Genomic DNA, 21,439 nt, shown 5'->3' on the forward strand with positions numbered 1-21,439 from the left:
GGGGCAGGGCGATGCGCGGACGCCGATCTGCGTGGCAACCCTGCGTTCTGGGGATGTCGATAGACGGCAGGCATTAGCGCGATCAATGAGATCAATCAGTGCTCCATCTTCACTGCCGAAGTGAAGCTGATTTCCGCCTGCGCCGTCTACCCGACGCCGGGCGTGCCGCTGAAGATGCGTCGACACCGGGGCTGCACCCGGACCCGCATCGAGAGCAACATGATCAACTGCCGTATCCGCAGCCTGGCGGCTGCCGTCCTGGCCCTGGCCAGTTCTCCCGCGCTGGCGATAGCCGGTACGCCGCTGCTGCCCAGCGAGCGCAGCATCGGCGTCATCGAGCCGGTGGCGCGTTTCGATGGCGCCATGCCCACCAGCGTGGCGGTGTCCGAGACCGGGCGGATCTTCGTCAACTTCCCACGCTGGGGCGATGAGCTGGCCTACAGCGTGGCCGAGTGGCGCGATGGCCATGCCGTGCCCTATCCGGACGTACGCATCAACCGCAAGGACGGCGCTGACCCGTCGGCCCACTTCATCAGCGTGCAGAGCGTGGTGGCCGATGGCCAGGGCCGGCTGTGGGTGCTGGACACCGCAGCCCCCGGATTCTCCGCGCCGCAGGCTGGTGGCGCCAAGCTGGTGGCGATCGATCTGGCCACCAATACCGTGGCCAGGACGCTGGTGTTTCCGGCCAACGTCATCGACGCGCGTACCTATGTCAACGATGTGCGCTTCGACTTCCGGGTCGGCCGCGAGGGCGTCGCCTACGTGACCGACTCGTCGCTGAGCGGCATCGGCGGCATCATCGTGATCGATCTCGCTACCGGTAGCGCCTCCAAGCGCCTGATCGGGCATGTGTCCACGTCGGCCGATCCGACCTTCGTACCGATCGTGGAAGGACAGCAGATGCGGCTGCGCAATGCGGATGGTTCGACACAGCCATTCACCGTGGCTGCCGATGGCATTGCGTTGTCGCCCGATGGCAGCACGCTGTTCTACACCCCGCTGTCCAGCCGTCATCTGTACAGCGTGCCGACCGCCTTGCTGCGCGACCCCAAGGTGAGTGAAGCGGCACTGGCGGCAGCCGTGGTCGACCTCGGCGACAAGGGCGCCTCCGATGGCATGGAAATGGACGCCAACGGCCGGCTGTACGCCAGCGACTACGAGCACAACGCCATCCATGCCCGCGATGCGGAGGGACGCTGGACGACCGTGGTGCATGACCCTCGCATCCTGTGGCCGGATACGTTGTCGATGGGGCCGGACGGCTATCTGTACTTCACCGCCAACCAGCTGCACCGGCAGGCCGGATTCAATGGCGGCGTTGATCGCCGGCAGGCGCCCTACATGGTGTATCGCACCCGGGTGGATGCCGCGCCGGCCCCGACGCGGTGATGTGATCCGGCAGGGCGATGGATGTCCCTACGGGTCACTGCGAATACCGCCGATGGCATCACGCCATCGGGGTGCTCACGCTGCAACGCATGCCTGCCTTCCCGCGCGCCGCCCACACCCTGCAGGCCATGCTTCGCCTGCTGCTGCCACTGCGTTGCCTGGTCTGTGGCGACCCGGGCCATGACGGCCTTGACCTGTGCCGTGCCTGCCTGGCCGGATTGCCCTGGTCCGGACGCGCCTGCCTGCGCTGTGCACTGCCGTTGCCGGATGCGGCCCTGATCGTCTGCGGCAGCTGCCGCGAGGAAGCACCACCGCAGACGGCTACCCATGCCAGCCTGCTGTACCTGCCGCCGGTCGACCAGCTGCTGGTGCGCTACAAGTTCCATCAGGACCTGGCGGCCGGTCGCCTGCTGGCGCAGCTGATGCAGCGGGCACCACCGCCCTGGCCCTGCCCGCTGCTGGTGCCGGTGCCGCTGCATCGCCGCCGCCTGCGCCAGCGCGGCTACAACCAGGCTGCCGAGCTGTGCCGGCTGCTGCCGTTGCCGGTCTGGCACGGGCTGTACCGGCGCCGGCATACCGCACCGCAGTCCGAACGCACGGCCGAGCAGCGCAGGGAGAACCTGTTCGATGCGTTCGATGTCGATGGGCCGGTGCCCACGCGTCTGACCGTGGTCGACGACGTGATGACCACCGGCAGCACGGTGGTGGAAATCGCCGAAACACTGCGCTGCGCAGGTGCAGAAGAAGTGCGCGTGTGGGTCTGTGCGCGCGTGCCGTGATCGCTCTCTTCATCACCGGGAGCTAGGATGAGGCCGGTACTGGACTGAAGGAGTGGCCATGAATTCCCCCTTGTCTCCCCTGTTGTCGGCAGTTGGCCGTAGTTGGTGGATTCTTCTGCTGTATGGCCTGGTCGCTCTCGGCTTCGGCATCATCGCCATCGGCTGGCCCTTGTCGGCGGCCATGGCATTGGCCTGGACGCTGGGCGTGATGGCCATTGTTGAAGGTGTCATCAGCCTGTTCGCACTGGTCAGCGGGGGCAGTGGTGCCTCGCGCGGCTGGCTGGCGCTGTATGCCATCGCTTCGTTGGGCTTCGGCATCCTGGCGGTGATCAATCCGCTGGCCACCGCCAGCGTGCTGGTGTTGTTCCTGGCGGCGTGGCTGCTGGTGGCCGGCATCTATCGCATCGTGTTCGCGATCCGCGTGCGCAAGCAGATCCAGGGCGAGTGGCTGCTGATCCTCAGTGGCGTGCTGGCGGTGGTGCTGGGCCTGCTGTTCGCGGCCAACCCATATGCGGGCGTGGCGGTGACCACGCTGTGGATCGGCATCGGCAGCCTGCTGTATGGGCTGCTGCAGGTGCTGGTGGCGTTCAAGCTGCGGAAGCTGAAGTGAAGGGCGCGCTTCCGCTCCTGCTGGGTGCAGCGCTGGTGCTGGCCGGATGCATGCCGGGTGCCGCGCCCGGTGTGCTGGCAGGCAAGGAGCATGCGCCGCGCGCTGGCGTGGATGTGCGCCTGAGCGCGGTCGATGCGGACGGCAAGGGCACATCGGTGCAGTGGCAGGGCGAAACGCTGGCCCTGCGCGAGCCGCCGATTGCCGGCAGTGCGGACATTGCCGATGTGCGCTATGTACTGGACGAGGCCAAGCAGCCCGGCCTGCAGATCCGCTATCGGCCGGAAGCGCACCAGCGCATCCACGATGGCACGGCAGCGCTGGTCGGCCAGCGTGCGGCGATCAGCGTGGATGGCCGCGTGCTGATGGTGGCGACGGTGCAGGGACCGTTCGGCGAATCGATGATGCTGAGCGGGCTGTCCAGCGTTGCCGAGGCGCAGGCATTGGCGAAGCACATCACTGGCGAATGACGGGCGCGCCATGAACCCGCGCTACGCGCGGAGGTCGACCGAGGTCGACCGCTACCGGGCGAACCGGGCTTCGATCTCTTCCAGCGACTTGCCCTTGGTCTCCGGCAGCCAGAATGCGGCCACCAGGAAGAACACGAACGTGCACGCCGCCCAGAACACGAACATGCTGGCGTAGCCGTAGTGGCCCACCGTGGGCAGGAAGATCGCGGCGATGGTGGTCGACACGAACTGGTTGATCAGCAGCGCGATGCTCATGCCGTTGGAGCGGATGCGGTTCGGCATCAGTTCCGATAGTGCCAGCCACACGCACACACCGGGGCCGACCGCGAAGAACGCGACGAACACCAGGATGCAGGCGGCCACGGCCCAGCCGTGTGCCGGTGGCGGCACCGGCCCGATGCGGGCCTGTTCGATGCGCAATGGCGCCTGGCCGGCACTGGCCGGGTCGGCGAACGGGTTCAGATGAAGTTTGCGGAAGAACGCACCAATCACGCTGTCGGGCTGCACGGTGCCAGCGCGCTCGATGCGCAGTTCGCGATCAATCAGGTTGTCGCTGCGCAGGGCGCGCACATTGGTGAAGTCACCGTAGGCATACGACACGGTCAGCTGCATCGGCCGGCCTTCGCTGTCGATGCCACCGCCCAGGCGCTGCCACTGCGCGTCGTCTAGTGCCAACTGCAGGCTGTCGCCGCTTACTGCGGCCTGCAGCTGCGGCTGCACGTCGGCGCGGCCACGCTCGGCCTGGAAGAACAGCGTGGCGGCGGCCAGCAGGGCCACGCAGATGCCGCCGCTGCCGAGCATCAGCAGGAACTTGCGACCCTTGCGGTCGACCAGCAGCAGCGCGACCACGGTCATCACCGCATTGAGCAGCTTGATCGCCACGTCAGCGCCATTGGCCACCGCGCCGGACAGGCCCGCCTGGTTGAGGATGTTCACTGCGTAGGCCAGCACCGAGTTGATGCCAGTGGCCTGGGTGCAGGCCAGCACCACGCAGGCGAGCAGGAACGGCACCACGTAGCGGCGGCTGAGCAGCGGGTCGCGCTTGCCGCTGCTGCTGCGCGATTCCGGTGCCTGGATCTGTGCAAGCGTGGGTTCCACCTCCGCAGCCGGCAGCACGCGCTGCAGGCTGCGGCGCGCGTCATCGATGCGGCCGCGCCGCACCAGCCAGCGCGGTGACTCGGACAGCCAGAAGATGCCGGCGCAGAACAGCAGGCCCGGCGCCAGGCACGTCCAGAAGATGGTGCGCCAGGCGTGGTCCTTCACCGCAAACAGCTCCTGCGCCTGCTGCGCGACCGGCAGTGAGCGCACGGCTTCGGCGGCGGCATCCACTGCATGGGCCTGGTACAGGCCGATCAGCGCCGCCAGCACCAGGCCGACGGTCAGCAGCAGCTGGAACATCGCTGCGCCGCGCCCGCGTCGCTCCGGGCTGAGCACTTCGGCCAGGTACAGCGGAATCACCACGCCGATCAGGCCGCCACTGATGCCCTGCAGCAGCCGGCCGAGCAGCAGCGGCGTGTAGCCCGAGGCCAGCGCCATGATCGGAATCGACGCGGTGAACAGCAGGCCGGCCAGCAGCATCGCGCCGCGGCGGCCGATCAGGTCGGCGACCATGCCGGCGAACAGCGAGGACAACACACTGCCCAGCAGCACTGCCGCGACGACGAAGCCGAGCTGCTGGCTGCTGAGCTGCCAGGCGTGGCTGGCCGTTGCCTCCAGGTAGGGCAGGGCGCCGGCGATGATGCCGATGTCGATGCCGTACAGCAGGCCACCGAGGCCGCCGATGAAGAGCAGGTAGCGTACGGGCCAGCGCGGGGCGGTGGAAGCGGGTACGGCAGGTGCGGCGGCTGCGGTCATCGGCGTATTCCTGGAATAACGGGGATGGTGCGTGGCTGAGGCATTGCGCTTGCGTGCTTCCTGTAGAGCCGAGCCATGCTCGGCTTGCCGTGCGAAGCGCGGCACGGACGTCATTGATGTCGGTACGAGGAGCAGCCGAGCATGGCTATGCCGATCGTCCTGATCGGCACCCTCCGGGCCGTCGCAAGCGACGTTGGCAATGGCTCCTGCCATTGCCTTCGGCTCTACGGAAATGCGTGGCTCAGTTCAGATCGACTACCCGCCCGCCGACCACCACCTGCTGCAGGCGCAGTTCGGCGTCCAGCACCACCAGGTCGGCGCGGGCGTCGGGCGCGATGCGACCGCGATCGCCCAGGCCCAGGTAGTCGGCCGGGAAAGTGGAAACGCGCTGCGAGGCGTCGGCCAGCTCCAGGCCGACGCGCACCAGGTTGCGCAGCGCCTGGTCCATGGTCAGTGCGCTGCCGGCCAGCGAACCCGTGGCCAGTCGCACGCAGCCGCCGCACTTGTGCACGCGCTGCTCGCCCAGCGCGTACTCGCCGTCGGGCATGCCGGTGGCGGCGGTGGCATCGGTTACTGCGTACAGGCGCGGAATCGCACGCGCGGCCAGGCGGATCACGCCGGGATGGATGTGCTGCAGGTCGGGAATGATCTCGGCGTACTGCGCATGCGCCAGTGCTGCCGCCGCGATGCCCGGGCGATAGTGATCGACGCCGGTCATGCCATTGAACAGATGGGTGAAGCCAGATGCACCCGCCTGCAGCGCGGCCACGCCTTCCTCGTAGGTGCCAGCGCTGTGGCCAAGCTGCACGCGGATGCCCATCGCCGAAAGCGCAGGTATCAGCGCGGTGTGCTCGCCGATTTCCGGGGCCAGCGTCATCACCCGGATCGGTGCCAGCGCATGCAGCTGTTGCACCAGCGCCAGCGTCGCCTCGATGGTGCGGTTGGGCTGCGCGCCCAGGCGCTGCGGGCTGATGAACGGGCCTTCCAGATGCACGCCGGCAATGCAGGCGGCGTCGGCATCGGGCGCCGCCATGGTGGCGGCCACACCCTGCAGCGCGTGCTCGATCTCGTCCAGCCCGGCGGTCATGGTGGTCGCCAGCAGCGTGGTGGTACCGAAGCGCAGATGGGTGCGGGCGATGGTGCGTGCCACGTCGCCGCCCTGCATCAGGTCCACGCCGGCCGCGCCGTGCACATGCAGGTCGATGAAGCCGGGCAGGATCACCGGCAGCTGCAGGTCGTCAGCGCCGCTGTGGTCATCCACCTGCAGCTGGCGCACCTGCGAATCGAAGTGGACGTGACCACGCCGCCAACCCAGCGGGGTGAGGATGCGGCCATGCAGGGTGCGGGTGTCGGTCATGCGGTGGGCTCGGCGATGATCACTTCGATGCCCAGCCGCTGCAGCCCTTCGCGGGTTGCATCGTCGATGCCGGCGTCGGTGATGATGGCGTGGATCTGATCCAGCAGGGCGATGCGGTGCAGGCTGACGCGGCCGAACTTGGAGGCATCGGTCAGCACCACGATGCGGCGCGCGCGCTCGACCATGCGGTGGTTGAGGCGGGCTTCGGCCTCGTCGTGGGTGGTCAGGCCGAACTGCAGGTCCAGGCCGTCCACGCCCAGGAACAGGGTGTCGAAGCTGTACGAATTGAGGCTGGCCTCGGCCTGGCTGCCCTGCAGCGACAGCGACTGCTGGCGCAGCAGGCCACCGGTCAGCAGCACGGTGATGCCCGCGGCATTGGCCAGTTCCCAGGCGATGTTCAGGCCGTTGGTCATCACCGTCACGTCGCGATGCGCGCGCAGGTGGCGGGCCAGGGTCATCGTGGTCGAGCCGGAGTCGATGATGATGTTGTCGCCGGGCTGCACCAGGCGCGCGGCGCGCGCACCGATCGATTCCTTCAGCGGCAGGTTCAGCGCGTCCTTTTCGTGGATGTCCTGTTCCTGCGGCGGCGTACGAACGAGCGTGGCACCACCGTGGGTACGGGTGGCCAGGCCCTGCGACTCGAAGTGGGTCAGATCGGCACGGATGGTCACCGCCGACACGCCGAAGCGCTCGACCAGATCGGCCACCTGCACCGAGCCGTGCTCGATCAGCAGCTGCAGGATCTGTTGCCGGCGGGAGCGGGTGTTGCGCATGGCCATTCTCGGTTTCGCGGGAAAAGGTAGAGATTAGCCGTTCACAGCAACGCCGGCAGCCGAACCTGCGCTCTGCACGCGGGCTCCGGCCTGGTTGGCGCTGCAGGCGCGGGCGTACTCGCCCAGGCACAGGCCGATGCGGTGCTGCACCAGTGCGGTGGGGGTGTTGGCCAGGCGGCCTTCGCGCACGGCGCGGTACTGCTCCGGCAGGTATTGGCTGAGCAGTACCAGCGGCGGCGCGTGCTGCTCCAGGTTGTCGAACAGGGTCTGCACCGCCTGCACCAGCGCCGGCTCGCCCCAGTAGTAGCGGCAGCGGTCGCTGAAGGAATAACTGCGCAGCAGGCGCAGCGCGGCCTCATCGCCCTGGTAGTAGGGCTGCCAGTACTTCGGCTGCGCCACCATCACCTCGTCCAGCACCTGCGGCAGGCGCGAGCACTGCGCGGCTGGCAGCAGCTCGGACTCGATCGCGGCCAGCGCGAACAGCGCCTCGCGATAGGCGAAGGTGGCGGCCGGGCCGACCTTCAGGATGGCGAAGTGGTCGCGTACCAGCGCGTGCAGGCCACTTTCGCGCTGGTAGTCGGTGGAATGCGCTTCGAACACGATGCGCGGCTGCTGTTCGAGGAAGCCGGCCAGCGTGCTGGCGGCGGCCGGGTCGTATTCGTGCACGCTGCTGTGGTCGAAGTCCACGCCCGGCTGCACCACCATCGCGATCACGCGCTGCCACGCATCGCGCAGCTGCGGCGTGTCGAACGCCTGCTGGTGGATGGCCAGAGTCTGCGCGGCGGCGACCGGCGTGGTCACCTGCAGGCCTTCGGCCAGCGAGGCTTCGCCACCGGGAATCGGCACTTCGGTACCGATCACGTAGACCGGCGGCGGCAGGCCGTGTTCGGCGGCGGTGCGCTCGGCAATCTCGGCCAGCTCGGCCGAACGCGCGGCGACGATGGCGTCGGGCAGCGGCACCGGGTCATCGGCGCAGGACATGCTGCAATCCAGGTGGATCTTGTGGAAACCGGCGGCGACGTAGGCTTCGATAAGCACGCGCGCGTGGGTCATCGCTTCGGCCGCCGGGCGCTTCTGCCAGGCATTCGGGCCGAGGTGGTCGCCACCCAGGATCAGCCGTTCGCGCGGGAAGCCTTCTTCGTCGGCCAGGGTGCCGACGTAGTCGCGGTACTGCGGCGGGGTCATGCCGGTGTAGCCGCCGAACTGGTCGACCTGGTTGGAGGTGGCCTCGACCAGCAGCACGGTGCCATGCGCCAGCGCCACGTGCATGGCCGCGCGCAGCACCTGCTCGTTGCTGCAGCAGACGCTGTACAGGCCGACGTTGGCACCAGCGCGGTGGGAGGCAAGCAGGGTCTGCAACGGGGACATGGTCAGGCTCCGGACATCAGGAAAACGAGGGTTGGCAGGCGAGCAGGGCAGCACCACGTGCGCCGCCGGCATCGCCGAAGCGTGGCGGCACGATCGGTGGCACCTGCACGCCCTTGAACAGATGGGCGGCGATGGCGGCGGGCAGGTGCTCGTACAGCGGTGCGTACTGCGAAAGACCGCCGCCGAGCACGATCACGTGCGGGTCCAGCGCCAGCACCAGCGCGGCCAGGCTGTGGCCGAGCAGGTCGCGATGGATGTCCAGCGCCTTGCGCGCGCGCGCATCACCGGCTTCGACCAGGGCGATCACCGCGCTGGCGTCGGCGGCGCTGCCACCGAGGTGGCGTTCGATCATCGCCACGCCACTGCCGGACACATAGCGCTCCACGCAGCCCTGCAGGCCGCAGGCGCAGTCGATCAGCGGCAGGCCGTGGCGTTGCAGCAGGTGGCCGGGCACGCTCCAGTGGCCCCATTCGCCGGCCAGGCCGTTGAAGCCGGACAGCAGGCGGCCGTGCAGGCAGAAGCCACCACCCGCACCCGTGCCGAGGATGGCGCCGAACATGCTGGGGTAGCCATCGGCGGCGCCGCCGTGCGCTTCGGAAAGGGCAAAGCACTGCAGGTCGTTGCCGAAATGCAGTGGGCGCTGCAGGCGCGCCTGCAGGTCGGCCGCCACGCTGTGGCCGGTCAACGCCGGCACATTCGCGCTCAGCTGGCGGCCACTGCGGCGGTCGCGCACACCGGGCAGGGCGATGCCGATGGCCGCATCACTGCGGCCAAGTGCAGCGTCTGCCTCGGCCACCAGCGCTACCACCGCCTGCAGGAAACCGTCGTAGTCGCCCTGCGGCGTGGCCACCCGGCGGCGCCAGGTGACCTGCATCGCCGCATCGCACGCCACCAGCTCGATCTTGGTGCCGCCGATGTCGATGCCGTAGCAGGCGTGGGCGATCAGCTCAGCCATGGTGGATGGTGACGCCCTTGACGACGCGGTTGACGGTGCCGTCCGGGAACGGGTTGTCCGGGGTCAGGCCGAGCGCGGCCGAGCGCTGCAGCGCGAACAGCTGCGCAAAGCCCAGCCACACCGGTGCCAGCCACGGATCGTCCAGTGCCGGCACGATGAGGGTGTATTCGTCGTCGGCACCGATGTCCGAATGCGGGCCGATCGCCAGCACCTGGCCGGCCACGCCGTCGCGGCGCAGTTCTTCCAGCAGGTCCTGTTCGTAGCGGCGCGCCAGCGGCTGCACGCTGCGCAGCACCACCACCAGGGTGTTGCCGTCCAGCGTCGATTTCGGGCCATGGCGGAAGCCCAGCGGGGTGTTGGCCAGCGCCAGCACGCGGCCGGCGGTCAGCTCCAGCACCTTCAGCGCGCACTCGCGTGCCAGCGCTTCCAGCGGGCCGCTGCCGAGGTAGATCACGCGATTGAACGGGCGTTGCGCCAGCGCCGCCACCGGTGCATCCCACTGCGCCTGGCCTTCGCGGGCCAGCGCGGCGATCTGCTTCAGGCGCGCCACGCGCGCATCCCACGGCGAACGATCGAACACGGTCAGCGCGGCCAGCAGCATGCAGGTCAGGCTGCTGGTCATGGCGAAGGCGCGGTCGCAGCTGGCCGACGGCATCAGCAGGGTGCAGGTATCGGCACGGCCTGCGCCACGACGGGCCAGTTCGCCATCGGCATTGCAGGTGATGTCGAGGAAGCGCGCGTCATCCACGTCGCTGCGCACGCGGTCGACTGCCGCCACGCTCTCCGGGCTGGAGCCGCTGCGGCCAAACGAGACCAGCAGGGTCGGGCGGTCGCGCTGCAGGTACAGCGCCGGGTGGGTCAGCAGGCTGGTGGTGTGCACCACGCGTACATCAGCTGGCCACTGCGCGTTGATCGCGTCGGCCACCATTTCGGCGATGAAGCCGGAGCTGCCGGCGCCGGTGAACAGCACGCGCTGGTTGGGATCATTGAGGCTGTCGCCGAGGAAGGCCTGCAGGCGGTCGCGGGCACGCGACAGGTCCTGTGCGAGGGCTTCCCACAGCGCAGGCTGCTGGGCGATTTCGGTAGCGGTATCGGCTCCGCCAAGGCGCTGCCAGGCGGACACATCGGAAAGCAGGGTGACGTCCATTCGGAGGTTCCAGTTGGGCCAGCGCACCATCAGTGTTTTCTTTCGAAATGTCAAACATCGAAAGTAAAAAGAAAGAAAATGGGTGAGTGACTTTCCGCGTCGCGGGGTGCCCGGGAAAACGAAAGGACCGACGAAATGCCGTATCGCACAACGCTTAACAGGCACCTGCAAGCGCTTACACAAAGTATTGCGGCGCAACAACTTTCGTTTCAATGGAATATATCTTCCTTTTTCCTTTCAATTTGTTGACATCTTTCGAATCGCTGCCCTAGAGTCGGCCCAACCGCTTTCGAAACGCCCGGTGAACGGGTTGGGAGTCCGCGTGGAAAACTGCGTTCGTCGCTCGCCGCTGATGCTGGCCCTGTTGCCGGCGTTGATGCTGGCGTCCATGCCGGCCCGGGCCGAGCCGGTCGGCAATCTGCGTTCGGTGGCCGCCAGCGACAGCCGCGACGGCGTGCAGGGTTGGGACCTGCAGACCGATAAGGGCGCGCGCATCCGCATTGAGCTGCCGGCCACCGACATCATCCGCGTGCAGGCCGGCCGCAACGGCAAGTTGACCGGTTCCGGCGACAAGGCTGCACCGATCGTGCTGCCGCAGCCCAAGGCGAACGTGCACGCGCAGCTGGAAGAAGACGCGCAGGAGATCCGCGTGCGCACCGATGCACTGGTGCTGCATGTACAACGGCAGCCGCTGCGCCTGCGCCTGGATCGGCTGGACAACGGCCAGCCCACCGCCCTCTGGCAGGAGCTGCAACCACTGGACCTGGATGCCACGCAGAGCGTGCAGGTGCTGTCCTCGCAGGCCGACGAAGGCTATTACGGCGGTGGCCAGCAGAACGGCCGCTACCAGTTCAAGGGCCGCGAGCTGGAAGTGTCCTACTCCGGCGGCTGGGAAGAGGGCGACCGCCCCAGCCCGGCACCGATGCTGCTGAGCAGCCGCGGCTGGGGCATGTTGCGCAATACCTGGAGCGATGGCAGCTACGATCTGCGCGAGGCCGACCAGGCCACGCTGCTGCATCGCGAAGACCGCTTCGATGCCTATTACTTCGTAGGCGCCGATCTGCCGAAGCTGATCGAACGCTACACCCAGCTGACCGGTCGCCCCAACATGGTGGCGCGCTGGGCGCTGTCCTACGGCGATGCCGATTGCTACAACGACGGCGACAACCGCAAGAAGCCCGGCACCGTGCCTGAAGGCTGGAGCGACGGCCCGACCGGCACCACGCCGGATGTGATCGACAGCGTAGCCAAGCAGTACCGCGCCCACGACATGCCCGGTGGCTGGATCCTGCCCAACGATGGGTACGGCTGCGGTTACAAGCAGTTGCCGGAAACGGTGAAGGGCCTGGCCTCGTACGGCTTCCGCACCGGTCTGTGGACCGAGAACGGCGTCGACAAGATCGCCTGGGAAGTGGGCAAGGCAGGCAGCCGCGTGCAGAAGCTGGACGTGGCCTGGACCGGCAAGGGCTACCAGTTCGCGATGGATGCCAACCGCCAGGCGTTCAACGGCATCCTCGACAATTCCGATTCGCGCCCGTTCCTGTGGACGGTGATGGGCTGGGCCGGCATCCAGCGTTACGCGGTGGCATGGACCGGCGACCAGAGCAGCAGCTGGGACTACATCCGCTGGCACGTACCGACCCTGGTCGGTTCGGGTCTGTCCGGCATGGCCTACGCCAGCGGCGACGTCGATGCGATCTTCGGCGGCAGCGCCGAGACCTTCACCCGCGATCTGCAGTGGAAGGCATTCACCCCGGTGCTGATGGGCATGAGCGGCTGGTCGTCGAATGCGCGCAAGCACCCTTGGTGGTACGACGAGCCCTACCGCAGCATCAACCGCGATTACCTGAAGTTGAAGATGCGCCTGACCCCGTACATGTACGGGCTGGTGCACGAGGCCGCGCAGACCGGTGCACCGCCGGTGCGTGGCCTGATGTGGGACAACCCGCGCGACCCGCACGCGCAGGATGAAACCTACAAGTACCAGTTCCTGCTCGGCCGCGACCTGCTGGTGGCGCCGGTGTACCGCAGCCAGGCGGCCAGCCGTGGCTGGCGCCGCGACATCCACCTGCCGGCCGGCGGCTGGATCGACTACTGGGACGGCCGCCGCGTGCAGGCCACCGCCGATGGCCGCCAGCTCGACCGCCAGGTGGACCTGGCCACGCTGCCGGTGTTCGTGCGTGCCGGCGCGATCCTGCCGATGTACCCGTCGATGCTGTTCGATGGCGAAAAGCCACTCGATGAGGTGACGTTCGACCTGTACCCGCAGGGCGATTCGCAGTACACGCTGTACGAAGACGACGGCAACACCCGCCGCTACCAGCAGGGCGAATCGAGCACGCAGCAGATCCGCGTGCAGGCGCCGGCGCAGGGCAGTGGTCCGGTGCAGGTGCAGATCGACGCCGTGCAAGGCCAGTACAACGGCCAGCTGGCGCAGCGCCGCTACGGCCTGCGCGTGCTCAGCCGCCAGGCGCCGCGCGCGGTGCAGTCCGGTGGTCGCGCGCTGCCTGCGCTGGCCGATGCCGCCGCCTTCAACAGCGCCAACGAAGGCTGGTACTTCGACGCGCAGGAGCGCCGCGGCACGCTGCATGTGCGCACGGCCACACAGGACATCCGCCAGCCGCTGCAGCTGCAGCTGGACTTCGCAGTCGCTGCCGCAGCCGCCGATGACGCCTATCCGGCGGCGCCGGTGCTGGGCCGCGAACTGCCGGCCGACAGCCTGCTGGTGGTCAACCGCCCGGCCGAAGAGCCCGGCCATGCGCTGGAAAATGCCTTCGATGATGATCCGGGCACCTGGTTCCGCAGCGTGCGCAACCAGGCCGTGCGCACCGGCGCGCATGAGTGGGTGATCGGCTTCGGCGAGCGGAAGATGATCGATGGCATCGACATCGCGCCGCGCAACGACAAGAACTGGAAGCACGGCCAGGTCCGCGACTACGAGGTGTACCTGGGTGACAGCAATGGCGAGTGGGGCGAGCCGATCGCCCGCGGCCGCCTGCAGCTGAAGGAAGGCGTGCAGCGCATCGACTTCCCGGCCCACGCCGGTCGCCTGCTGCGCTTCCGCGTGCTGAGCGTGCAGAACCCCGAAGGCGACGGCGCCAGCAGCACCGACCCGATGGTGACCGCCGCACAGGGCAGCGCCCGCGCGTTCGATGCATTGCAGCCGCGCGATGTCGGCCCGATCGCACTGTCCACCTTCCACATTCTTGAACACCAGGAACCGGAGCGACCGGCCCGGCAGCGCTATCTCTCCGAGCTGCCGGTGCCGGCCGCGCTGGCCAGCCAGGTGCGCACCGACCAGTCCTTCCGTGGCGACGCCGGCATGCGCATGAACGGGCTGCAGTTCCGCCGTGGCCTGGGCGTCGGCGCCAACAGCCGCATCGACCTGCGCCTGCAGGGCGGCTGGCACCTGCTGCGCGCCGACCTCGGCATCGACGACGCCTGCCGCAACGCCGGTGGCCTGCAGTTCCAGGTCTGGGGTGACAACCGCCTGCTGTACGACAGCGGCCTGGTGAAGGCGCCCGGCGTGGTCAAGCCGGAGCTGGACATCCGAGGCCTTTCCACCCTGAGCCTGCGCACGCTGGGTGCGCAGGGCAGCCAACCCGCCCAGGTCTGCGCCAACTGGGCCAACGCCGTACTGATCGGCCAGGAGGGCGACTCCGCCAGCATCGTCGCCCCATGACTCCCTCGTAACACCGCTCCTCCCCCGCCCATTCCGACTACGGCCCTCAAGGCCGTGGCCCGGGAGCGTTTTGCCCGCCGAACGCCCACGCGCTCACTTTTGCGCCGCACCCCTGCCAGGAGAGAACCCCGATGTTGCCCGCCCGCCACCACCGCCCCCCCTGTCGCTCGATCGCTCCGCTGACGCTGGCCATTGCCGGCGCGCTGTTCTCGCTTGCTGCTCCTGCCTTTGCCCAGGAGAGCAAGGACAAGGCCACCGACCTGGCCCGCATCGAGGTCACCGGCTCCAACATCCGCCGCACCGACGTTGAAACCGCATCGCCGGTGCAGGTGATCAGCAAGCAGGACATCCAGAACATGGGTGCGCGCACGCTGCTGCAGGTGCTGGACAACCTGCCGGCCGCACGCCCGGCGCAGCAGGACGCGCGTTCGCTGTTCACCGGCTCCGATGGTGCCTCGCAGGCCAACCTGCGTGGCCTCGGCGCACAGGGCACGCTGGTGCTGCTGAACGGTCGTCGCCTGTCGTACTACGGTGCGCCGGCCGGCTTCCAGACCCAGTTCGTCAACATCGATGCGATCCCGGCCGCGGCCATCGAGCGCATGGAAGTGCTGACCGACGGCGCCTCGGCGGTGTACGGCACCGATGCGGTGGCCGGTGTGATCAACGTGATCACCAAGCGCAACTTCCAGGGTGCCGAGGTCAGCTTCACCAACGACACCTCGTCGCGCATCGATTCCTACGGCGAGCGCCAGGCCAGCATCACCGCCGGTTTCGGTGACCTGACCGAGAACCGCTTCAACATCTACGGCGCGGTCAACATGTACCGCCGCGACGCGATTCCGCTCAGCGATTTCTACGACAAGCGGCCCGACCAGTACTACGTCAACAACCCGAACTACCTCAACAACCTGCGCCTGGGCGTAGGCAGCAAGCCGGGCGAGTTCAACCCGGGCAGCTACTTCGCCTTCGATCCGGTCACCGGCCGCCGCGTGCAGGAAGCCGCGCCGGGCTGCAAGAACGTGCTGACCAGTGAAGCGGCCGGCCCGCGTTGCGTCTGGGAAACCTGGATGAACAACGAGATCGATGCCGGCGCCAAGTCCGAGCGCAACACCGCCTACCTCAACGGCACCTTCCTGGTCGGTGACAGCACCGAGATCTTCGCCGAGGCGACCTACACCGATATCGACCTGCGCGCCAATGGCGGCACGCCGCGCACCTACGGCACCACCACCGGCAACCCGACCAGCTGGTTCTCGCGCAACACCGGCAACAACGTCAACCAGTTCCTGTACCCGTTCCTGGGCCCGAACAACGAGTACAACCACGCCAGCCCGCAGATGAAGGCGATGATGGGCGGCGTGGTCGGCCTGAACTACCTGCTGCAGGATGCCGGCCCGAACTACTTCGGCCAGCGCAACACCGACAAGAGCTACCGCGTGCTGGCCGGCGCGCGTGGCGACGTGGGTGACTGGAACTGGGAGACCGCGTTCGCCAGCGCCGGTACGCACTCCACCACCTACCAGACGATCAACGTCAACATCAAGGGCTTCGAGAAGGCCTTCGGCCCGTACTCGATCGATCCGACCACGGGCCGCGTGATCATCTCCGACCACCCGGCGTACAAGTTCGGCGAGATCAGCGAAGCCAACGCTGCGCTGATCCGGGAAGCGTTCCCGACCTTCGACATCCAGTCGTGGACGCGCCTGCACACCCTGGACGGCAAGATCGAAGGCCCGCTGTTCCAGCTGCCGGCCGGTGAGATGCGCGCCGCGTTCGGCTTCAACGCCAGCCGCGAAACCTTCTACACCCCGGGCAACGCCGATGCAGCCAATGGCCTGATTTCCCAGCAGGGCGGCTCGTGGTTCGACGGCAAGCGCAACACTTACGCGCTGTTCGCCGAGACCGTGGCACCGATCACCGACAAGCTGGAACTGGATGCCGCGGTGCGCGTGGACAAGTACCCGAACTTCAGCGCCAACATCGCGCCGAAGATCGGCTTCAAGTACCAGGCATTCGACCAGCTGATGCTGCGCGGTACGTACTCCACTGGATTCCGTGCACCGAGCCTGGCCGAGTCCGGCAATGGCGGCGTGTTCGCTCAGCTCGGCGGCTTCCGCGACGAGCTGCGCTGCAACGAGACCAATGCCATCGCCAACCTGCTGCTGAAATCGCAGCGGCCGGGCGATGTCGATCTCGGCAAGACCCTGCTGAACGTCGACTGCAGCCGCACCGTGGCGCGCATGACCCAGCCGAACAAGGACCTGAAGCCGGAGAAGGCGAAGATCGCCACCCTCGGCTTCGTCTACGAGCCGGCGAGCTGGCTGTCGGTGTCGGCCGATTACTGGTTCATCTACCGCAACAATGAAATCGTCGCGCCGGACTATCGCCGCATGGAAGACATCATCTCGATGTCGCGCTCGCCGATCACCGACAGCGACCGTGCCAACCTGGCCCAGCTGGCGGCGATGTGCGCCGACCCGGCCAGCGGCGTGAGCTGCCCGGCGAACCTGCCGGGGTACTCCGCCGGCAACGTGGCCAGCGTGGTGGGCCAGTACAAGAACCGCGGCAAGACCCTGATCGACGGCTTCGACATCGATGCGCGCAGCCGCTTCTCGCTGGGCGACTGGGGCAACCTGAACATCGGCCTGGCCGCCACCATCGCCAACCGCAACCGCTTCTACATGGACGCCGAGAACGGCTGGTACTACGGCGACGTGGTGGGCTACTACAACAACCCGCGCCTGCGTGCCACGCTCAATGCCGACTGGACCTACAAGCAGGTGACCACCAGCATGTTCGTCAACTACGTGGGCGGCACCAAGTGGGCCACCGACCAGGTCGATGAAGTGAGCAACAACAAGGAAACCTGCACCGGTGGCTACCTGGCCCTGCAGAAGAGCAAGTGTGACGGTGCACCGTCGTGGTGGACCGCCAACATGAGCGTCACCTGGCGCCCGGATGATGCGTGGAACCTGAGCTTCACCGTCAAGAACCTGTTCAACCGCCTGCCGTTCTACGACCCGAACAGCTTCCTGGGTGACTCCAGTGACTACGCAACCATCTTCGGCCGTGGTTACAGTGTGACCATCGGCTACCGGTTCAAGTAATTCCGTTTGCGTGACCTGGCGTGCCGGCTGCGGCCGGCACGCTGCCAAGAGGAGAGATGTTTGCCATGAAGCGTAGGGAATTCATCGCGGCCAGTGCCGCTGTCGCCGCCAGCAGCCTGCTGCCGCAGACCCCGGCCTGGGCACGCGGGCGCAAGGTGCGCCTGGCCATGATCGGCACCGGCATGCGCGGCCTGGTGCTGCTGAAGGAGCTGGTGCGGCGCGACGATGTTGAGGTGGTCGCCCTGTGCGACATCGAGCCGATCATGCTTGGCCGTGCCGTGGACATGGTGGCCAAGGCCGGCAAGTCGGCGCCGAAGACCTACGGCCAGGACCGCGACACCAATGCCTGGAAGCGCCTGCTGGAGCAGAAGGGCATCGATGGCGTGATCATCGCCACGCCGTGGGAATACCACGCACCGATGGCGATTGCCGCGATGCAGGCCGGCGTGGCCGTGGGCTGCGAAGTGGTGGCCGGCATCACCCTGCAGGACCACTGGGAGGTGCTGAAGACCCAGCTGAGTACCGGCACCCCGTACATGCTGCTGGAGAACGTCTGCTACCGCCGCGACGTGATGGCCGCGTTGCAGATGGTGCGCCAGGGCCTGTTTGGCGAGCTGGTGCACCTGCAGGCCGGCTACCAGCACGACCTGCGCGGCGTGAAGTTCAATTCCGGCGACCCGAACCAGCCCTACGACAGCGGCGTGGAATTCGGTCCCAAGGGCTGGAGCGAAGCACGCTGGCGCACCGAGCATTCGGTGGAGCGCAACGGCGAGCTGTATCCCAGCCACGGCATCGGCCCCTGCGCGATGTACACCGGCATCAACCGCGGCAACCGCTTCACCCACATCAACGCCTTCGCGACCAAGGCGCGCGGCCTGCACGAATACACCGTGGCCAAGAGTGGCGGCACCACCCATCCCAGCACCAAGGTGAAGTTCAAGCTGGGCGACATCGTCACCACCACGCTGGCCTGCGAGAACGGCGAGACCATCCTGCTGCAGCACGATACCTCGCTGCCGCGCCCATATTCGATGGGCTTCCGCGTGCAGGGCACCAAGGGCCTGTGGATGGACGTGAACCATTCGATCCACATCGAAGGCCGCAGCCCGCCGCACCAGTGGGAAGAGTTCAAGAAGTACCAGGACGAGTACGAGCACCCGCTGTGGAAGCAGAATGCCGACACCGCCGCCAGCGCCGGCCACGGCGGCATGGACTGGTTCGTCATCCATGCCTTCGTTGAAGCACTGAAGGCCAAGGCACCGATGCCGATCGACATCTACGACGCGGTGACCTGGAGTGCGATCACCCCGCTGAGCGAGCAGTCGATCGCCAACAGTTTCCAGACGCTGGAGTTCCCGGACTTCACCGCAGGTGCGTGGAAGCAGCGCAAGCCGATCTTCGCGTTCGACGGGAAGTACTGACCTGCTCTGTGTAGAGTCGAGCCATGCTCGACTGCTTTGAATGCAACGCCGGGCCGTGCCCGGCGTTGCTGTTTGTGGCACCACCCTGCCAAGCCCATGCTAGGCTCGGATACGTACCTGGCAGATGACGCCAATCGGTGGAGAGGAGCTTCCGGATGCGCGTGCTGACCTTCACCTGTCCACTTTGCGGCGCTGCTGGGCAGCGATTTCCGCTGCTTTCCGCATCGAGACGGCAGGCGAAGACGGTATGCAGGGGATGTGGCGTGGTGCTGCGCTCGGATCCCCGTTTGGGCCTGCATACGCTCTACCTGCTGTATACGCAGATCGTCGTGCTGCTGGCTGCATTGCCCATGATCTGGGCGTATGCCTCGGGCCGATGGTTCTGGTTGGCTGCGATCTGGGCCGCGGTGTCGGTGTTGTCCTGGTTCCCCGGCGTGATCAGACACGCACGAAGTCCGGTCGTGCGCGCCTCCCGGGATCCCGATTACAGCTACGCGCGCAGACCGGGCGGACCATCCACCGGCAGCACCGCAGAACCGGCGCGGCGCAGCCGCATTCCATGATGGCTATCGATGGATGGCCTACTGTGTTCGCATCGGTCCCGGCTCAATCGGCAGGCCAACGCTCATTCACCCGATCCCCCAGCACCAGCTCGGTATCCACCTGCCGGCCATCGCGCAGATAACGGATGCCCACGCGCGTCCCAACCGGACGCTCACGCAACAGCGCACGCCAGTCCGCCAGCTTCCGCGTGGCAATCGGCTCGCCTGAAATCATGACGATGCGATCATCCCTTCGCAGCCCCGCGCGCGCACCAGCGCTGGTCGGCGCCACATCGGCCACACGCAGTGCAGCGTCCTCGGCCTGAAGCCACAACCCGCTGCGATCGAAGGCATCGGGCTGCGTGCTTTCGGCGTTGGGCACCAGGTACAGACGCTTGGCATCGTAGTCGATGCCCATGGAGAACCGCCGCAACACCCCGCCACCGAGAATCGCGCCATAGTCGGCCAGCGCCAGCGCACCCTTGTCGATGCTGGACAGATCACCGACCAGGCCGGTGACCTCGATGCTGCCCATGCGCAGCACACCGAGCCGGGCCGGTCGCGCGCGGCCCGGGCCACCGAGGCCCCATCCAAGCACCGCCTCCTCACTGGCGTGGTATTTCTCCAACAGACCATGGGTACGCACGAACGGGCTGCTCAGGCTCAGCGAGTTGCGTGAGCCGGTGTCCAGCCACAACCGCAGCGGGATGCCGTCCAGTTCGCCATTCAGTACCGGTGCGCGGTCGTCCTGTTCGAACGGCAGCACCACCGCGCTGGCGGGCGGCTGGTAGTGGCCCGGTCGGGTGAAGCTGAGCACGCGCGCGCCATAGTCGAAGGTGGTGACGAAGCGCAGGAAGGTCTCGTAGCCGATGAAGCCATCGTGTGGCACGCCCATCGAGTTGATCTGCTGGCCGAGGTCGATGATGTGGAACACCGGGTTTGCAAGGTGCGCGCCACCGATGCGCAGGTGGCGGGCCTGCGCCAGGCCCAGGTCGCTGGCGTTGTCGCCGGCACCATGCACGCTCAGGCGGCCCGCTGTGGTCAGCCCCAGGCGCTTGGCGGCGATCGGTGTCAGCAGGTTGATGGCGCCGGTATCCACCAGGAAGCGCGCTGGTTGGCCGTCCACTTCGGCCTCGATGTAGACATGGTTGTTGATCAGGTCGAACGGGACGCGGGTGGTGCCGCTGGCATCCTCGATGTAGCTGTCGTCGGCCATCGCTGGTGGTGCATACAGCCCATCCGGCACAGGGAGATCCACCCGGTAGCGCTGCACCTGCACGTCGCTGCGCAGCCGCGGATCGGCACGGCCCTGGGCATCGAGGGTGTCGGTGATGATGCGATGGGGCAGCAGCAGGCCATCGACCGCCCGGTAGTCTTCCAGCGTGGTGGCGGTGGGTGTGCGCGCGGATGCAATGACCACGCGGCCAAGCAGGCCACTGCGGGTGTCGAACCAGAGTTCGATCGGGTCCGCGCCCTCCGGCGTCGTCGCCAGCACGTCATAGCGCTTCCCGTCGTGGCCCTCGGTGCGTGGGCCCGCAAAGCGCGAGGCCGGATAGGCGCTGGACCAGTAGGCGCGGGTGGCCAGCCACGCCTGCGTGCGCGCGGTGCGGCGTGGCACGCTACCGTCCAGCAGGCCGACCTCGCCGCCGTAGTCACGCCGCCAGGACAGCTGGCCGTCGAACCCCTGGGCGACGGCGAAGGCTCCCAGCTGCGCCTGTTCGGCATAGCGACCGGCGCGCAGGTCCTGGTTGAGCTGCCAGCGCCCGTGCAAGCCGCCGAGCGACTGCTCTCCCTCAGCCTGCAGGCGCTGCACCGACAGCCACGGCTCGCCGCCACTGGCTGCACGGGCCCGGGCCAGCACACTCGCCGCATCCCCCACCGCAGCCTGCACGGGAACCGCCAGCATCCACAGCAGGCCGAACATCATCCGTTGCCATCGCATCGCATCACCTTGTTCATCGGGTCGAGCGCTGATGGCAACGCAGCGG

At 67.5% G+C, this 21,439-nt stretch carries 15 protein-coding genes; 8 read left to right on the forward strand and 7 right to left on the reverse strand.

Features of this window, described 5'->3' with window-relative positions; genetic code table 11:
* The first annotated feature begins 120 nt into the window (after positions 1–120).
* The 4 genes from BKE09_RS12435 (at position 121) to BKE09_RS12450 (ending at position 3,245) form a co-directional block, all read left to right on the forward strand.
* Positions 121–1,389 (forward strand): major royal jelly family protein, encoded by a 1,269-nt coding sequence (locus BKE09_RS12435; RefSeq protein ID WP_240502904.1) that lies wholly within the window; start codon positions 121–123, stop codon positions 1,387–1,389.
* An 89-nt stretch (positions 1,390–1,478) separates the two neighbouring features.
* On the forward strand, positions 1,479–2,168 hold the full coding sequence (locus tag BKE09_RS12440) for a ComF family protein (protein ID WP_075675923.1): 690 nt from the start codon (positions 1,479–1,481) through the stop codon (positions 2,166–2,168).
* A gap of 58 nt (positions 2,169–2,226) precedes the next feature.
* Positions 2,227–2,778, forward strand: coding sequence for an HdeD family acid-resistance protein (locus BKE09_RS12445; RefSeq protein WP_049400854.1), 552 nt, complete (start codon positions 2,227–2,229; stop codon positions 2,776–2,778).
* A complete protein-coding gene (locus BKE09_RS12450; protein WP_075675924.1) occupies positions 2,775–3,245 on the forward strand; it encodes a hypothetical protein in 471 nt (156 codons plus the stop codon). The genes BKE09_RS12445 and BKE09_RS12450 overlap by 4 nt, the downstream gene beginning before the upstream one ends.
* A gap of 51 nt (positions 3,246–3,296) precedes the next feature.
* On the opposite strand, the gene BKE09_RS12455 is transcribed toward BKE09_RS12450, so the two are convergent.
* The 6 genes from BKE09_RS12455 to BKE09_RS12480 form a co-directional block, all read right to left on the reverse strand.
* A complete protein-coding gene (locus tag BKE09_RS12455; protein ID WP_075675925.1) occupies positions 3,297–5,099 on the reverse strand; it encodes an MFS transporter in 1,803 nt (600 codons plus the stop codon).
* Between the two features lie 241 nt (positions 5,100–5,340).
* Positions 5,341–6,456 (reverse strand): N-acetylglucosamine-6-phosphate deacetylase, encoded by a 1,116-nt coding sequence (gene nagA, locus BKE09_RS12460; protein WP_075675926.1) that lies wholly within the window; start codon positions 6,454–6,456, stop codon positions 5,341–5,343.
* Complete coding sequence (locus BKE09_RS12465; protein WP_071227660.1) at positions 6,453–7,229, reverse strand: DeoR family transcriptional regulator; 777 nt, start codon at positions 7,227–7,229, stop codon at positions 6,453–6,455. The genes nagA and BKE09_RS12465 overlap by 4 nt, the downstream gene beginning before the upstream one ends.
* A gap of 33 nt (positions 7,230–7,262) precedes the next feature.
* Complete coding sequence (locus BKE09_RS12470) at positions 7,263–8,597, reverse strand: D-tagatose-bisphosphate aldolase, class II, non-catalytic subunit (RefSeq protein ID WP_075675927.1); 1,335 nt, start codon at positions 8,595–8,597, stop codon at positions 7,263–7,265.
* Positions 8,598–8,613: 16 nt separating this feature from the next.
* Positions 8,614–9,552, reverse strand: coding sequence for an ROK family protein (locus tag BKE09_RS12475; RefSeq protein WP_075675928.1), 939 nt, complete (start codon positions 9,550–9,552; stop codon positions 8,614–8,616).
* Positions 9,545–10,699, reverse strand: coding sequence for an SIS domain-containing protein (locus tag BKE09_RS12480; RefSeq protein WP_075675929.1), 1,155 nt, complete (start codon positions 10,697–10,699; stop codon positions 9,545–9,547). The genes BKE09_RS12475 and BKE09_RS12480 overlap by 8 nt, the downstream gene beginning before the upstream one ends.
* Positions 10,700–11,021: 322 nt before the next feature.
* Here BKE09_RS12480 and BKE09_RS12485 point away from each other — a divergent pair, with 322 nt between their 5' ends.
* From BKE09_RS12485 to BKE09_RS12500, 4 genes are all read left to right on the forward strand, one after another.
* A complete protein-coding gene (locus tag BKE09_RS12485; protein ID WP_075675930.1) occupies positions 11,022–14,381 on the forward strand; it encodes a TIM-barrel domain-containing protein in 3,360 nt (1,119 codons plus the stop codon).
* A gap of 131 nt (positions 14,382–14,512) precedes the next feature.
* Positions 14,513–17,488 (forward strand): TonB-dependent receptor, encoded by a 2,976-nt coding sequence (locus BKE09_RS12490; RefSeq protein ID WP_075675931.1) that lies wholly within the window; start codon positions 14,513–14,515, stop codon positions 17,486–17,488.
* A gap of 65 nt (positions 17,489–17,553) precedes the next feature.
* Entirely contained in the window at positions 17,554–18,909 is a 1,356-nt protein-coding gene (locus tag BKE09_RS12495) for a Gfo/Idh/MocA family oxidoreductase (protein ID WP_075676719.1), read from the forward strand.
* 155 nt (positions 18,910–19,064) lie between these two features.
* Positions 19,065–19,472, forward strand: a complete 408-nt coding sequence (locus tag BKE09_RS12500; RefSeq protein WP_075675932.1) for a hypothetical protein — start codon at positions 19,065–19,067, stop codon at positions 19,470–19,472.
* 43 nt (positions 19,473–19,515) lie between these two features.
* Here the strand turns inward: BKE09_RS12500 and BKE09_RS12505 are convergent, their stop codons facing one another.
* Positions 19,516–21,393, reverse strand: coding sequence for an aspartyl protease family protein (locus BKE09_RS12505; RefSeq protein WP_075675933.1), 1,878 nt, complete (start codon positions 21,391–21,393; stop codon positions 19,516–19,518).
* Positions 21,394–21,439 lie beyond the last annotated feature (46 nt).

Source organism: Stenotrophomonas sp. TD3, from assembly GCF_001939825.1.
Taxonomy (GTDB): Bacteria; Pseudomonadota; Gammaproteobacteria; order Xanthomonadales; family Xanthomonadaceae; genus Stenotrophomonas.